Source organism: Maribacter litopenaei (assembly GCF_025244665.1).
Classification (GTDB): domain Bacteria; phylum Bacteroidota; class Bacteroidia; order Flavobacteriales; family Flavobacteriaceae; genus Maribacter; species Maribacter litopenaei.
Map to the genome: position 1 here is coordinate 2,592,032 of NZ_CP104205.1, position 14,699 is coordinate 2,606,730.

A 14,699-nucleotide genomic window follows, 5' to 3' on the forward strand; every position below is an offset into this window, starting at 1 on the left:
ACGCTAAAAATGAAAATCTTACGATTGATATTAGGAGACCAGTTGAACCAAAAACATAGTTGGTTCGATTCAGTTGATGAAGATGTCACGTATCTCATGGCAGAAATGCGACAGGAAACGGACTATGTAAAGCACCATATACAAAAGGTAACCGCATTCTTTTTGGCCATGAGTGACTTTAAGGAGGAACTTTCGGGTAAAGGTCACCAATTCATCTACTTAAAAATTGGAGATACCCGTAATCCGCAGGACCTAGCAAATATTGTTGAAAAATATTGCCATGCTACCAATGCAAAAAGATTTGAATACCAATTCCCGGATGAATATCGATTGGATAAACAATTGAAACAAATTGCGAAATCCTTGGACATCGAAACCAAAGCCGTTGATACGGAACACTTTTACACGGATAGATATGAACTAAAGAACTTCTTTTCGGGTAAAAAACAGCTTTTGATGGAATCTTTCTACCGCATGATGCGCAAGAAACATGGTATAATGGTCGAAAACGGACAACCCGAAGGCGGAAAATGGAACTATGATCAAAGTAACCGTAAAAAGTGGAAGGGAGAACCCGAAATACCACACGAAAGAGGGTTTAGAAAGGATGTGACCCAGTTGGTCGAAGAAATCAAAAAAGCGGGAGTTGTAACTTTTGGCCAAGTTGACCCTGAGCATTTTAGCTGGCCCGTGAATAGGACAGATTGCCTATCCGTACTCAATTACTTTTGCAAAGAGCTCTTGACCCATTTTGGGGATTACCAGGATGCCATGCATACCAAAGAGAAATTCCTCTTCCATTCTCGCCTATCCTTTGCCATGAATTCTAAAATTTTGGGTCCAAAAGAGGTAATAGATAAAGTATTGGAGCATTATCATGAAAAAAAAGAAGAAATCCACATTTCGCAAGTGGAGGGTTTCATCCGTCAAATATTGGGTTGGCGAGAGTATATGAGAGGTATTTACTGGAAGGAAATGCCGAAATACGCCCAACTGAACAAGCTAGATAACAAGAACCCACTTCCGGACTTCTTCCGACTGGAGATACCAAAATGAACTGCCTAAAACATGCCATAGGGCAAAGCCTTTCGGATGCCTATACCCATCATATACAGCGTCTTATGATTATTGGCAATTTCGCACTTCTTACCCAATTAGACCCTAACGAGGTAGACCAATGGTATTTGGGCGTATATATTGATGCTATTGAATGGGTCGAAATTACCAATACTCGAGGAATGAGCCAATTCGCGGATGGCGGCATCGTGGCGACCAAGCCTTATGTCAGCAGTGCCAACTACATTAACAAAATGAGTAACTATTGTGGTTCATGCGCCTATAAGCATACTCTTAAAAAGGGGGACAAGGCATGCCCGTTCAACATTCTATATTGGAACTTTCTCGGATGCTAAACAAGAACATTTCAAGGATAACCAGCGCATGGGTATGATGATGAATCTGCTTAAAAAAAAGAATGCTGAAGAAATGGAATATATTAGAAAACGTTCCACAGAAATTATTGACAACCTAAATGAATTTTAACATAACATTTCAAGGATTATGGCAACCAAAATTGTAACTTCAAACGTATATAAATAGACTATTCCGCGAGAGCGTCTATATATATCCAAAAAGGTCCTTCACAATCATCTTGTGAAGGATCTTTTTTTTATTCGGTTTTGTCCTTTATTATTCGAAAATACCATCTACGATACCATATTCAATGGATTCCTCGGCGTTCATCCAATAATCCCTATCAAAATCCTTCAAAACCTTTTCAAAGGACTGTCCACAGTTGTCCGCCAATATTTTGGCACTCAACTCCTTTGTCTTGATAATTTCCTTGGCCTGTATTTCAATATTGGAAGCCTGCCCCCTTGCTCCTCCACTGGGCTGATGAATCATCACTTGTGCATGTGGCTGAATAAATCGTCTTCCTTTTTTTCCAACAGATAACAAGATTGAACCCATTGAGGCGGCCAAACCGGTACAAATGGTAGAAACCGGACTCTTTAAGGACTTTATGGTATCATACATAGCAAATCCTGAGGTTACATACCCTCCAGGACTGTTTATGAACAATTGAATTTCTTTATGGTTTTGCATGTCTAAATACAGAAGTCTATCAATGACATGCTTAGCAGAATCATCATCTACCTGTCCCCAGGAGAAAGACCTTTCTTTCGGACAACATTTTCTCATCAATAACTTCCTGTATTTTTCCTTTTTTTGAACTCATGTAATTTTGTTTTTTACAAAATCAAAAGTAAGGAAATTATCAATTATTTATGCCCTTCAACTTAAAAAGCGAAATGTGATTATTTCAATCGTACTTTAAAAAAATAAGGATTGGAAAATTTTAATGTACTTTCAAAATAGGGACATATCTGTGCTGCTACCTGAAGTCCATCAATATTTTCCTTTCTAATAAGAAAGTTATTGAATTCAAAGTTGACGACCATCCTTAAATTGTTGACTTTCAATGGCACGATCCCAAATGCCACCAAATTTTCATTGATGGTTTTTATTTGATCTATATTTTCAAAGGGCGTCAGACCCATCGAATCTGTGGTTTTTGAAATAGGTCTTATGTCTAGAAGAAATAAATAAATCTGTAACCTTGATGCCATATCTACTTCTTCATGCGTGAATCTTAAACCGATATTTGCAACTATATCCTTAAATAAGCTTAAATCACTGGTGTCTTCTGCTAAGGAAAGTTTGACCTCTTCAATCGTTGCCATGTAGATTTTTTTGGGTGATGAACAATTTTATCCAAAATCAGGTAGATTATTGAAAAAGAGCGGGATTTACTATCAACCCCACTCTTCTTGGTTACAACAACTAACTAATCTTTGATAATCACCCTATTTTCAACAATCTCGTGGATGGGAACAATAACCTTTCCCTGATTGGTCTTTACAGTTACACATATATTGTCTATAGATTCGATAACTCCCTCTATATCGTTCAATTTTATTTTATCGCCGGCAACATATTTCTTTCTTGCATAAAATGCTTTTAACAATGCCGATATTACCTCTTTGGATCCTAAACCAAAACCAATAGCCAAAGCCAAAAGAAAAGCTCCTACTATTAAAGTAATATTACTGGTTATAATGGTGGTATCAACTCCGGCCTGGTTTAATGCCGTTATTCCAATAAAAATGGTGATAAGATAAAAAACAATGGTGCTGATGATTTTGGAGCCACTCAATTCGAATGATTCGAAAAGTCCCTTTACCGCCTTTTTAATATATGTAGCCACATAAATCCCTATCATAAAAAGTGCAATCGCACTAAATAATTTTGGCAGGTACCTCAGTAAATTACCAATCTCGGTAGAGATAATGGTCCAATTCAAAATGTCCGCGGCTACGATAAGGAACACCAAGTACATAAGCCACTTTACAAACCCAAGAATGACTTTAGACACATCAACGGTAATGTCACTCTCACCAAAAAGATCTGCCTCGTTGATCTTTTCTGTAAGTCTATCCACTTTGGAAACTTTTAACAGTTTGCCCGGAACCACGAGGATAATCTTTGTAATGAGCCAACCGATAATAATAATCACTAAGGCACCTACAATCTTTGGAAGGGTGCCACCTATATTTTCGCCCATAGCAGAAAGGGACTGAACCGTTAAATTTTTCCACTCATTTAATGTCTCCATAGTATGTTGATTTTGGTTGTTTGCGAACGCTTTAATTTACTAATCTTTCTTATTTCCTTTTTTCCTTTTAAGGGTACGCGACAAAGCTGACGGATAATTGTCCGCTACCAATAAAGTAAGGTCCAAGGCCAATTTTGCCATGGCCACATCGTTCATGACTTTCTGTCTCATTTCCGGGGGAACAGTTCTCAGCGAGCTTTCCAGTTCCTTAAACGGATTGTTACTTTTTGCGGACATCTATCTTACTTTATGGTAGGCTTCAATTATTCTGTTCTTTGCTCTTTTTAACCGCATTTTTACGGCACTTTCCCCTATATCCAAAAGAACCATAAGCTCCTTAATAGGTATATCGTCCTGATATTTAAGCAATATCAGGGATTTATCTTCAGGGGGAATCATTTCCAAGGCCTGCTTTAATTTATCCAACCGAAGTTGAAAAAGGGTTTCGTCCGGTACATTGACCATTAGTCTATCCTCATCTTCACTCAAGCTTTTTGCCTTATCCGATATTTTTCTCTCTTTGTTTCTATTTACATGGTTTACGCAAAAATTGTAAGTAAAAGAATATAACCAAGTTCTGAACTTTGATTGCCCTTTAAAACTTCTCAACTTTATAAAGAGTTTTAAAAAAACATCTTGGGTAAGGTCTTTGGCCTCGTCTTCTGATTTTGCAAAACCATAACACTTGTTGTAAACAATCTGATCGTACCTATCATATAACCTACCGAATAAATCCGGGTCGTTGTTCTTTACAATCTTGGCCACCAATTCTTCATCAGAAAGGGCATCTAATACATCTTCGTCGCTCAAGGTTATTTAGATAATTGGTCTTTTAAAGGGTTAGACCCCCTAATTTTTAATAAGTCACTTTGTTTTTATTATTTATTTCAAAAACGTACCTTGGGAAGACACTAAAATAAAAGGCTATGAAAGTATATCAATTTTGTGCTGTTTTGGCAGTTTTCACCTCAATAATTGCATGCAAAGAACAACAAAAAGATACAAAAGGCACCATCCAAGAAACAGAGGTCGCAGAGAGTAACAATATATTGGATAGAATTGCCCATGCCAACGGTTATGAAAATTGGAAAAATATCAATAGTATCAAGTTTACCTTTAATGTAGACCGGGATTCTTCCCATTTTGAGCGTACCTGGCAATGGATGCCAAAAACAAACGACGTTGTCTTTATGACCCATGAAGATACGCTTAGTTACAACCGAAAGGAAATGGATAGCATCATTGCCAAAACGGATGCAGGTTTCATAAATGACAAATATTGGATGTTAGCCCCTTATCAACTTGTTTGGGACCAAAACAGCTTCATCTATACACACAAGGAAGCTGTTGAAGCCCCTATGAGTAAGGATACCCTGCAACAGGTTACCATTGTTTACGGGAACGAAGGAGGATATACCCCAGGTGATGCCTATGATTTTTATTTTGGTGACGATTACGTCATTAAAGAATGGGTGTTTAGGAGAGGAAATCAAGAGGAACCCAATATGATAACCAGTTGGGAAGACTACAAGAATTTTGATGGTCCGGATATCGCTACCATGCACAAAATGGGCGAGGGTAATTTTCAATTGTATTTTACTGGAATCGAGGTAGAATAGGAATTACTTCGTACTATCTAACTTCCCCTCTTCTTTAGAATTGCCGTGGCTCCCAAGATAAACAAGGCCACCCCCAACAGCACTATAAAACTTGTTTTGAGGGAATAATTATCGGCCGAGAAAACCCAAAATAGGTGGGGCACAAAGGAAACCGGAATACCCTGCCCCAGCAATAAAGGATACCCCTTTGGAGGATTCCACACCTTTTACATTACCGCCTATTCTAAAAAGTTCCGGTACCATGGCAGAAAAGCCCGGACCACAAATGGCAAACCCCGCAATGGCCAAATACGTGGAGGTAGTCAATACCATTACATACCCAATAATACTTAGCAAGGTACCCAAGGCCACCATTTTTACAGACCCTATACTCGCACTTACACCATCTCCCGTAAACCGACCTAAGGTCATGGTCACCTGAAAGCCCAAAAATCCGGCTCCCCACAAGGCTTCGGGAGCCAAACTTACTTCCTTAAGATATAAGCCGCTCCAATCTACAATGGCCCCTTCGCTTCCCATGGCAATAAAGGAAATAAGCCCCAACAATAATAATGGTTTAAAAAGTTTTAGGCTAAAGGTTTCCTTTTCAATGGTAGCCGCTATTTCGTTTACAAAATTTTTGTGGAAGATGAAATTAACGATGAAAACAAGTGCAATGGCCATTCCCATATGCAGCAAAGGATTGTCAAGGGGGCCTATCAAAAAACTTCCCAGGCCTGCTAAAATGCCCCCGAGACTAAAGAATCCATGGGAGGCCGACATAAATTTGGTACCATCCTTTTTTTCCAATTCAGTCACTAAGGTATTCATGGAAATATCCGTAAATCCATTGGAAGCCCCGAACAAAAATAGACTGCCCATCAAGATGTAATAACTAGGGCTCAAAATAGGTAGGATAGCGGTGCAACAACTAATCAGTACACCATACCAAGTCGCCTTGCCTACCCCAATCCGATTAATAATAGACGAGGCAAAAGGAAATACGACAAATACCCCTAAGGACAAGCAAAAGATTGCAATTCCCAACTGAGACTTATCTATGCCCAAATTCTCCTTAACGGTTGGAATATAAATGGCCCAAGTACCAAAAAGTATATTGATACTCGCAAAAACCCATGACGGTGCGAAATACCTAGCATTCGAAAAAATCAATCCGAGTGATTTCATCTAGTTTGTTATTCGTTATGTAATATACCCTCTCTTAATATCTGTCCGAAACGATACATATCTTCAAAAGAACAATAAAAAGGTGCTGGTGCCAAGCGAATCACATTAGGTTCGCGCCAATCTACAATCACTCCATGTTCCATTAGGTAATTGAACAACGCTCGTCCTTGACCATGTAAAAAAACAGAAAGTTGACAGCCTCGCTCCTTTGGAGTAATGATTTCGAAACTACTGTCCACTTCCTTATCAATTTCATTTAAAATAAATTCCAAATATGACGTTAGGGATTTTTGTTTTTTAAGAAGGGCAGGCATACCCACTTCTTCAAAAAGTTCTAAAGAAGCTAAATAAGGAGCCATGGACAAAACAGGTGGGTTGCTAATTTGCCATGCATCCGCATTTGGCATGGGTTCAAAATGTGGCTTCATTAAAAATCGTTCTTCCTTTTTGGTGCCCCACCAGCCCTCGAACCTAGGAACATCCTTTTTATCAAGATGTTTTTCATGAATAAAAACCCCCGACGCATTTCCGGGCCCACTATTCATGTATTTGTAACTACACCATGCAGCAAAATCGGCATTCCAATCATGCAATTTGAGTTCCACATTGCCAACGGCATGGGCCAAATCCCAACCGACATTCGCACCTACCGACTTAGCAGATTTGGTAATCGTTTCCATGTCCATCACCTGGCCATTGTAGTAGTTTACACCACCAATTAGAACGAGTGCAAGCTCATCCCCTACCTCGTTTATTTTAGAGAGAAAATCCTTTGTTCGCCAAAAATGCTCACCATCCCTTTTCTTTACTTCCACTATGGCCTCTTCAGGATTAAACCCATGAAAACGAACTTGGCTTTGCAACATATACTGGTCACTTGGAAAGGCCTTTTCTTCACATATAATTTTAAATCGATTTGATTTTGGCGTATAAAACGAGACCATTAACAAGTGTAGATTCACACTTAACGTATTCATCACGGTAACCTCTCCCGGTTTTGCACCTACTACTTTCGCCAATGGAGGTATCAATCGTTCATGATAATCCCACCAAGGCTTATCGGCATAAAAATGTCCCTCGACACCCAATTCCGCCCAATCGGTCATGATATCATCTACAAAGGCCTTGGCGCGTTTTGGCTGAAGTCCCAAGGAATTTCCCGTAAAGTAAATCACTTCTTTACCCTTGACTTTAGGAAACACAAACTCATCCCTGTAATTGACCAAAGGATCCTTCGTATCCATTTCTTGGGCAAACTCCAATGTATTCCTAAACTCCATGCACCTAACAATTTTTGGGTCTGCAAATTTTTACAAAACCGGTGACATTTGTATCATCTCCAAGAGAGGCAACAAATTGTTTCAAAATTCTAAATATCGGATAAAAATAGACATATGTGGGCAAATGAAAATCATGATTCCTAGAAGAATTACTTTTCATCATCAGGAGCAAACCGCATTTCGATTATATGTCTTTTAAACCCCACCTTTTCATAAGCTTTCAATGCCGATTCGTTATCGCTATACACCGTAAGTCGAATTTCATTAAGGTTTTTGGATCAGACCCATTTTTTAAGCCCCTCAATTATCTTACCGTTAATACCCAATCCCCTAAACTCCGGAAGAGTGTACATAAATCCTAAATATCCATACCGACTGTGGTCAAGATAATGACGAGCCTCCTTGATCAGGGCATATCCGCTAGCGATTACTTGTGGTCCCGAACAGGCAACGAGCACTTGTGCCTCGTCAGAGGTTATCAATTTCCCTAGATCGTAATAGTGGACTTTGTCCTTTCTAATTGTTGGATCCATGGGACGTTCCGCCGTAATAATTTCCTGTTCGAATTTTAATAGTGTTTGTAGGTCATTGATTTCCGCCTCCCGAATAGTGATCATGCAATCTCTTTTAGCTTTTCCAATTACCTAAAAATAATGCTTAAAAAGTTATTTTTGTAAAAAGAAATTCATGCATTTTCTATCTCAGGTACTTGAGGACTATTTAGTGAGTCATTCCCAAGAAGAGCCCAAAATTTTGGAAGAACTTACCAGGGAAACCCACCTCAAGGTCATTCAGCCAAGAATGCTTACGGGGCAATTTCAGGGACGAGTATTGAGTTTACTTTCCAAAATTATCAATCCTCGATATATTTTAGAAATTGGTACGTATACGGGCTATTCGGCCATTTGCCTCTCAGAGGGATTGCAAAGCAACGGCCAATTGCATACCATTGACATAAACCCTGAGCTCTTTGATATGCAGCGAGCTTATTTCGATAAAAGTGGTTTTGGGGAACAAATACATCAACATGTAGGAGATGCTTTGGACATCATCCCATCTTTGGATCATACGTTTGATCTAGTCTTTATAGATGCAGAAAAAAAGAAGTATGACAACTACTTGGAAGCCGTACTTCCAAAAACTAAATCTGGTAGCGTTATTTTATCGGATAATGTGCTGCAGTCGCGGTAAAGTAGTGGAACCATTGAAAAAGTGGGACAAAGCCACAAAAGTATTATTGGACTACAATAAGAAACTTAGCAATCACCCAAAATTGGATACTGTGCTACTGCCCATTAGGGATGGCTTAACGTTAAGTAGGGTAAAATAAGGTTGGTATATAGCTTATAGAAAATCCAAGCTGAAAGTACCCCAACAAGGGCTCCCACAATGACATCGGAAGGATAGTGTACCCCCGGATATATTCGGCTCATAATAAACAGAAAGGGCCAAATATAAAATAAATAGGTCCACCTGAAACGCTTTCTTACAAAAAAATAAACGAAAGTGGTAATTGAGAAGGACATGCAAGCATGACCGGAATAAAAGCTATAGCTCGAGGGGTTTCTAAGAACCCGAATGAACATTCTTATTTCATCATCATTATTGGGCCTCAGTCTTTCAACGACCAATTTGGTTAGATTGGTGAGTGTTTCCACGAACAAAATCATGGTACTAAGAACTACCAGGATTCCGAGTGCCTGTCTCCAATGGACTGCCCTAAAAATTAAAACAAAAAAAATAATGAAAAGTGGTATCCAGGGGGGATACTTTGTAATGGTTTCCCAAAAAGCATCGAACCGTTCAACGCCCAAATTGTTTAGAAAAATCAATGTTTCCCAGTCCCATTCCAAAAGCCGATCAAACATAACCGCTTTCTTTACTTTCTCTTAATTGAGCCGGAAACGTCCCCTATTTTTTTTCCAACTTCACCAAACTCCTTTTTAATATCCTTAGTGATGCCTGTATCTATACTTTTTTTAACATCATCGATATCTTTCTGAATATCTGTTATGACGCTGGTGTCTATACCTTGTTTATCGGCACTACGTTGAATTTCCCTTTTGATATCATCCGTGGCGTCCCTCAATTGCCTCATACCCTTTCCCAAGCCCTTTGCTATCCCAGGAATTTTATCCGCTCCAAAAACCATCACCACAATGAACATGATGAAAAATATTTCGGCACCACTAATGAATAAAAAATGTGTTGAAATCATGGTACAAATATAATCAAGTTTAGACGTGCAATAAAAAAGCCCTGTTAAAGAACAGGGCTTTTTTACAAAAATTTATTGATTATTTTCCTTTTATATTTTCCTTGAATTGATCAAATTCATTTTGCTCCTCCTCTTTGGGCCAAGCATTATTGGTGGTATCAATATCCGCCGTTTCCATTTTGGGATCTACAACAACACCGGTCAGTTCGCTTCGGAAGAAATTACAATGCTCACCTCATCATCGTTCTTCCTCCAAATTTCCGCGGGATAGGTAATATTTTTAGTAGTACCATCTGCATAGGTATATTCCACTATCAAAGGCATAGGAATTCCCCCTGGCTTGTCATAGGTAATCTCATAAAAATATTTTGGCTCTTTTACAGCTGCCCTTTCCTCTGCGGTCATATTGTCCATCATAAACTCCTTAAGGGTCTGTGAACTTTCAGAAGGAGATTTTCCTTTTAGATTAGGATCAAAATCTTCGCTATCCTCTTCGGCCAAATATACCAACGGAGGCAAGTCTGCTTCGGTCATATTTCTTGCTGCCATATATTCCTGCATCTTTTTGGTAGGTTTATCCGTTACGTAGTATTTCTTGATACCCTTTACTCCAATATCTACGTAATCCGTAGTATAGAACCAACCCCTCCAATAATAATCCAAATCAACGGCGGAGGCATCCTCCATGGTTCTAAAGAAATCCTCCGGAGTTGGATGTTTGAACATCCATCTCCGGGCATACGTCTTGAAAGCATGGTCAAAAAGCTCTCTACCCATAACGGTTTCTCGCAAAATATTCAATGCTGTAGCGGGTTTACCATAGGCATTATAGTCCTAATTGATACACGTTCTCTGGATTGGACATAATAGGAGAAATGGTACTTTGATCTCCGCTCATGTAAGGAACGATTTTCGCTGGGTCTCCCCTTCTAGAAGGATACTTATCATTTGGCGCGATAGCTTCGGGATATTTTTCCCCAAATTCCTGTTCCGCCATATATTGCATAAAGGTATCCAAGCCTTCGTCCATCCAACCCCACTGACGCTCATCGGAGTTTACGATCATAGGAAAGAAGTTATGGCCAACCTCGTGAATGATTACACTGATCATTCCATACTTTACCCTATCAGAATAGGTGCCATCCTCATTAGGCCTACCATAGTTCCAACAAATCATGGGATATTCCATACCCTGATTTTTGGCATGAACTGAAATCGCTTTTGGATACGGATAGTCGAATGTATGTGAAGAATAGGATCTTAACGTATGTGCTACTGCCTTGGTGGAATACTCCTCCCATAAAGGGTTTCCTTCTTTCGGATACATAGAAACGGCCATAATGTCCCTATCTCCCATTTTTACGGCTTGCATATCCCGGATAAATTTTCCGGAGGTAGCAAAACCAAAATCACGTACATTTTCTGCCTTTAACTTCCAAGTCTTCGTCTTATCAGAAAAACCTTTTTCTGCAGCTTCCGCTTCCTCCTGCGTTACGATAACTACCGGCTTGTCATACGATTTTTTGGCCTGCTCATAACGTCGCATCATTTCCTTGGAATACACTTCCTTTCTATTTTGAAGCACTCCGGTACCATCCGAACATGGTCTGCCGGTACGGTTATATTCACTTCATAATTCCCAAAGGTCAATGCAAATTCTCCACTCCCCCGGAACTGATGGTTTTGCCATCCCTCTACGTCACTGTAAACGGCCATTCTTGGAAAAAACTGGGCTATCACATAGGCACGGTTTCCATCTTTTGGAAAATACTCATAACCAGATCTTGCGCGGTTTACGGTATGATCGGGAATATTGTAGTTCCATTTAACCGAAAAAGTATATTGCTCGCCACTCTTTAAAGGAGTTGGGATGTCTACCCTCATCATAGTGAAGTTAATGGTATAGGGTAACGCTTTTCCGAGAGGCATCTTTTACAAAGTCAATATTAAAACCTCCATCAAAAGGTTCTCCCATATATTTTGCAGCGAAACCGTCCGGCTGTTCGGCCAAAGGAACCCCACCTCCGTTTCTTAAGGGAGCCTTGGAATCTTTGGCTCGTACATTTTGATCCAACTGTAACCAAAGGTATTCCAAATCATCGCGGGAGTTATTGGTATAGGTTATGGTCTCCTCACCATAGATTTTGGCATTCTTATCGTCCAAAGTAATATCCATCTTGTAATCCGCCTGTTGCTGATAATAGTCAGGAGCCGGTGCTCCCGATGCGGAACGATAGGTATTTGGGGTAGCAAATTCCTCATATAACTGTTTGAATTTGCTTTGGTTGTAGTGCCCCGGTTCCTTCTGCTTGGGCTCTTCATCCTGTGCAAAGGAAACAGCCGCAAATAGAAACAAAAGAGAGGCAAAAGTGTACTTAATTGTTCTCATTATTTGTGTTAATTTTTATCCGCGGGAAATTAAAGTTTTTTAAAGAATTTCTTAACATACGTTATAAATTTAACATTCCTTTAGTATCGCTCTTGACAAGGACGTAGCTCTTTTTTTGACCTTTCACTTTAAAATGGACTACATTCTGTTGATCATAGTACATATCCGTAAGCAACTCATTGGTGATGGCTATGGTTGAAACCCCTAAAAGGTTTATTTTAGGTACTTCCGGATAGCATATCACCATATCGGTGTCATACTTCTTCCCTAAAAATGTATAGGGTACTGTTTTTCCGTCTATTTCTACAGTAAATTTAGAGCGTAGGTACTTTTCAAAATACTCGCGATTCAATTCGGATTCTGCCTTGATTCCCAATTTTGGCTGAATACCGTAGCGTTCCTTCAAAACGGCATTCATATCGTCCAAAAAAAGTCTAGAAGTAATTTGCAGGGCGTCATCTTTTTCAGAATAATTGACATTGGTAACGCTAATGTAAAACTTATGGGCTGCAGTAAAAGCCAATAATGGTAATATAAAAAGGAACACTCCCTTTTTTAAATTTTTCATTTGTTCTTATTTAATCAGTTCTACGCAAACGATATGCCAAATTCTCTAGTCCAATTCATTGTTCTTTCTGTATACTAAACTTCTTTTTTCAAGATATTCCCATATTTGAATCAGGTCATGGGTATCTACAACCTTTTGAAAAAGGGAGTCTACCTCGCAAAAATAAAAAAAGTCATCCGTCCTCTCTTGGGGAATCTTTAGCTCAGTTTGGTATAGGGAATCCGCATAAAACTCTCGTACACGCTCAGTTCTACTGTAAAGATTATTTCGGGCAATCCGCTGCTTCAGCATTTTTGTCCTACCTGAAATGCCGTTCAAAATTGGATTAAGGGGAATAATCCCAGCGCCTGTGGTCGCTTCGAACAATTCCCGCTCCGCTTTGGTAGGTAACCTAACGTAGGCGTTGGGCAAATCCAAGGTGGAAGCCGTGACCACTGGTTCTATATCCAGTGTTTGTAGATCTTTCGTAATATCCCCGGAAAGATTGTAGGGGGTAACCACCACCTCGTCCAACTCCTCTAAAGCCTCTTCCAATGGAACTACGAGGTTTGTACTCTTAAAAATGGAAGGTGTTACCACAATTTGCTTCTTCTTGAACTGTACAGCGGAAAAAACCAAGGTGTCGTTCTCCCTGACCTGAATACTGAAATAACCATTGAGATCCGTAATACCGGCTCTTTGGGTGGTAACGTTCAAAACGTGGGTGGCGGCCACGTCACCGTCTTTACTGGTAACCCGCCCCTCTAAATTTTTGGTTTCCCTGGATTGTGCCAAAACTAGTACAGGGAAAAATAAACATAAAAGGAACTTACTCCTCATTCAATGTTTCTCGGAAAGATTTACTTAGATTCACCAGGGAATCGATCAACTGAAATTCATTTTCCTTTCGTAATAGGGACCTAGCAGGTAAGTTTTGGTCGCAATAGGTCAAAAAGGCCTCTATTTCACTTTGGGGAAGTTGTAGATCTTCCACAAAGAATCGGTCATCATAGACCCTACGGAGCACCTCACTCACCTGTAATTTAGGACCTTCTTCAGGGGCCCCTTCCTTGGACTTAAAAATGGCCTTAAAAATGTTGACGAAATTAAGGCCATCCTGCATCCCTCGTTCTGTACGCGAAAGGGCAATATTTTCTACCTCGGTGGTCCTATCTATTTCATATTCCACTTCTTTAAATTCCTCGTTCTTCAATTGAAGAAAGCGCTCCTCATTTTCAGGGGTAACCACCACCTCGTCCAACTCGGTAACTTTTTCGTCAACACTCACTATGATTCTATTTTTTTCCAGGATTTCAGGAGTAATTTCAAGCACCTGATATTGATAATTTACAGCGGTAAAGACCAGTTCATCACCTTCTTTAACACGTATGGCAAATTCACCGTCCTCGTCCGTCACCGTGGCCTCCTCGCTAGTAGAATTGATAACATATTCATTGGCTACATCTACATTTTTATAAAGTACGTGTCCCAATATCAATCTTCTTCCATCGTCCTGACTAAAGGAAAAGGAGATGTGAAAAAGTAAAAACAAGGCAAGTAAATTTTTGGTCATATAGTATTTGTAAGGAGCTGTCAAAGGTTGCAGGCCCCAATTATCAAACCATAAATTACGGACATGTACCGATTTTAAAAAAAATACGGCAAATAAACTTTTGTTAATTTCTCATACCCACACCAAAACGTCCCAATTGGACAGTGCGGGTACAGGAACTAAAACATTCACTTTAACCGATTTAGCATACATTTTGTCCTAAAGAGTCATCTTTTTAACCATAAAAAAAG

13 protein-coding genes and 4 pseudogenes are annotated in these 14,699 nt (G+C 39.5%); 3 read left to right on the forward strand and 14 right to left on the reverse strand.

Going from position 1 to position 14,699, the window contains the following annotated elements:
* Positions 1-9 precede the first annotated feature (9 nt).
* A pseudogene (locus NYZ99_RS14045) lies at positions 10-1,542 on the forward strand (cryptochrome/photolyase family protein).
* A 147-nt stretch (positions 1,543-1,689) separates the two neighbouring features.
* On the opposite strand, the pseudogene NYZ99_RS14050 reads toward NYZ99_RS14045, so the two are convergent.
* The 5 genes and pseudogenes from NYZ99_RS14050 to NYZ99_RS14070 form a co-directional block, all read right to left on the reverse strand.
* Positions 1,690-2,239, reverse strand: a pseudogene (locus NYZ99_RS14050) (ClpP family protease).
* Between the two features lie 79 nt (positions 2,240-2,318).
* On the reverse strand, positions 2,319-2,744 hold the full coding sequence (locus tag NYZ99_RS14055; protein ID WP_260571794.1) for a hypothetical protein: 426 nt from the start codon (positions 2,742-2,744) through the stop codon (positions 2,319-2,321).
* A gap of 104 nt (positions 2,745-2,848) precedes the next feature.
* Positions 2,849-3,676, reverse strand: a complete 828-nt coding sequence (locus NYZ99_RS14060; protein ID WP_260571796.1) for a mechanosensitive ion channel family protein — start codon at positions 3,674-3,676, stop codon at positions 2,849-2,851.
* Between the two features lie 39 nt (positions 3,677-3,715).
* Positions 3,716-3,913 (reverse strand): hypothetical protein, encoded by a 198-nt coding sequence (locus NYZ99_RS14065; RefSeq protein WP_260571797.1) that lies wholly within the window; start codon positions 3,911-3,913, stop codon positions 3,716-3,718.
* The gene (locus NYZ99_RS14070) at positions 3,914-4,486 is read right to left on the reverse strand and encodes an RNA polymerase sigma factor (RefSeq protein WP_260571799.1); all 573 of its coding nucleotides are present in this window, start codon (positions 4,484-4,486) and stop codon (positions 3,914-3,916) included. It lies immediately after the preceding gene.
* Between the two features lie 116 nt (positions 4,487-4,602).
* Here NYZ99_RS14070 and NYZ99_RS14075 point away from each other — a divergent pair, with 116 nt between their 5' ends.
* Complete coding sequence (locus NYZ99_RS14075; RefSeq protein WP_260571801.1) at positions 4,603-5,295, forward strand: hypothetical protein; 693 nt, start codon at positions 4,603-4,605, stop codon at positions 5,293-5,295.
* Between the two features lie 108 nt (positions 5,296-5,403).
* Here the strand turns inward: NYZ99_RS14075 and NYZ99_RS14080 are convergent, their stop codons facing one another.
* From NYZ99_RS14080 to NYZ99_RS14090, 3 genes are all read right to left on the reverse strand, one after another.
* On the reverse strand, positions 5,404-6,462 hold the full coding sequence (locus NYZ99_RS14080; protein ID WP_260571803.1) for an MFS transporter: 1,059 nt from the start codon (positions 6,460-6,462) through the stop codon (positions 5,404-5,406).
* 8 nt (positions 6,463-6,470) lie between these two features.
* Complete coding sequence (kynU, locus tag NYZ99_RS14085; RefSeq protein ID WP_260571805.1) at positions 6,471-7,742, reverse strand: kynureninase; 1,272 nt, start codon at positions 7,740-7,742, stop codon at positions 6,471-6,473.
* A 278-nt stretch (positions 7,743-8,020) separates the two neighbouring features.
* Positions 8,021-8,359, reverse strand: a complete 339-nt coding sequence (locus NYZ99_RS14090) for a GNAT family N-acetyltransferase (RefSeq protein WP_338039030.1) — start codon at positions 8,357-8,359, stop codon at positions 8,021-8,023.
* A gap of 70 nt (positions 8,360-8,429) precedes the next feature.
* Here NYZ99_RS14090 and NYZ99_RS14095 point away from each other — a divergent pair.
* A pseudogene (locus NYZ99_RS14095) lies at positions 8,430-9,072 on the forward strand (O-methyltransferase).
* Here NYZ99_RS14095 and NYZ99_RS14100 read toward each other — a convergent pair.
* From NYZ99_RS14100 to NYZ99_RS14125, 6 genes and pseudogenes are all read right to left on the reverse strand, one after another.
* Positions 9,038-9,610, reverse strand: a complete 573-nt coding sequence (locus NYZ99_RS14100; protein ID WP_260571806.1) for a phosphatase PAP2 family protein — start codon at positions 9,608-9,610, stop codon at positions 9,038-9,040. The pseudogene NYZ99_RS14095 and the gene NYZ99_RS14100 sit on opposite strands and share 35 nt — an antisense overlap.
* 11 nt (positions 9,611-9,621) lie before the next feature.
* Positions 9,622-9,960, reverse strand: coding sequence for a Sec-independent protein translocase subunit TatA/TatB (locus tag NYZ99_RS14105; RefSeq protein WP_260571808.1), 339 nt, complete (start codon positions 9,958-9,960; stop codon positions 9,622-9,624).
* Positions 9,961-10,039: 79 nt separating this feature from the next.
* Positions 10,040-12,349 (reverse strand): annotated as a pseudogene (locus NYZ99_RS14110) (M1 family metallopeptidase).
* 61 nt (positions 12,350-12,410) lie between these two features.
* Positions 12,411-12,917: a DUF6702 family protein gene (locus NYZ99_RS14115; RefSeq protein WP_260571809.1), complete on the reverse strand. Its 507-nt coding sequence runs from the start codon at positions 12,915-12,917 to the stop codon at positions 12,411-12,413.
* A gap of 45 nt (positions 12,918-12,962) precedes the next feature.
* A complete protein-coding gene (locus tag NYZ99_RS14120) occupies positions 12,963-13,736 on the reverse strand; it encodes a carboxypeptidase-like regulatory domain-containing protein (protein WP_260571812.1) in 774 nt (257 codons plus the stop codon).
* Positions 13,726-14,469 (reverse strand): carboxypeptidase-like regulatory domain-containing protein, encoded by a 744-nt coding sequence (locus NYZ99_RS14125; protein ID WP_260571815.1) that lies wholly within the window; start codon positions 14,467-14,469, stop codon positions 13,726-13,728. The genes NYZ99_RS14120 and NYZ99_RS14125 overlap by 11 nt, the downstream gene beginning before the upstream one ends.
* Positions 14,470-14,699 lie beyond the last annotated feature (230 nt).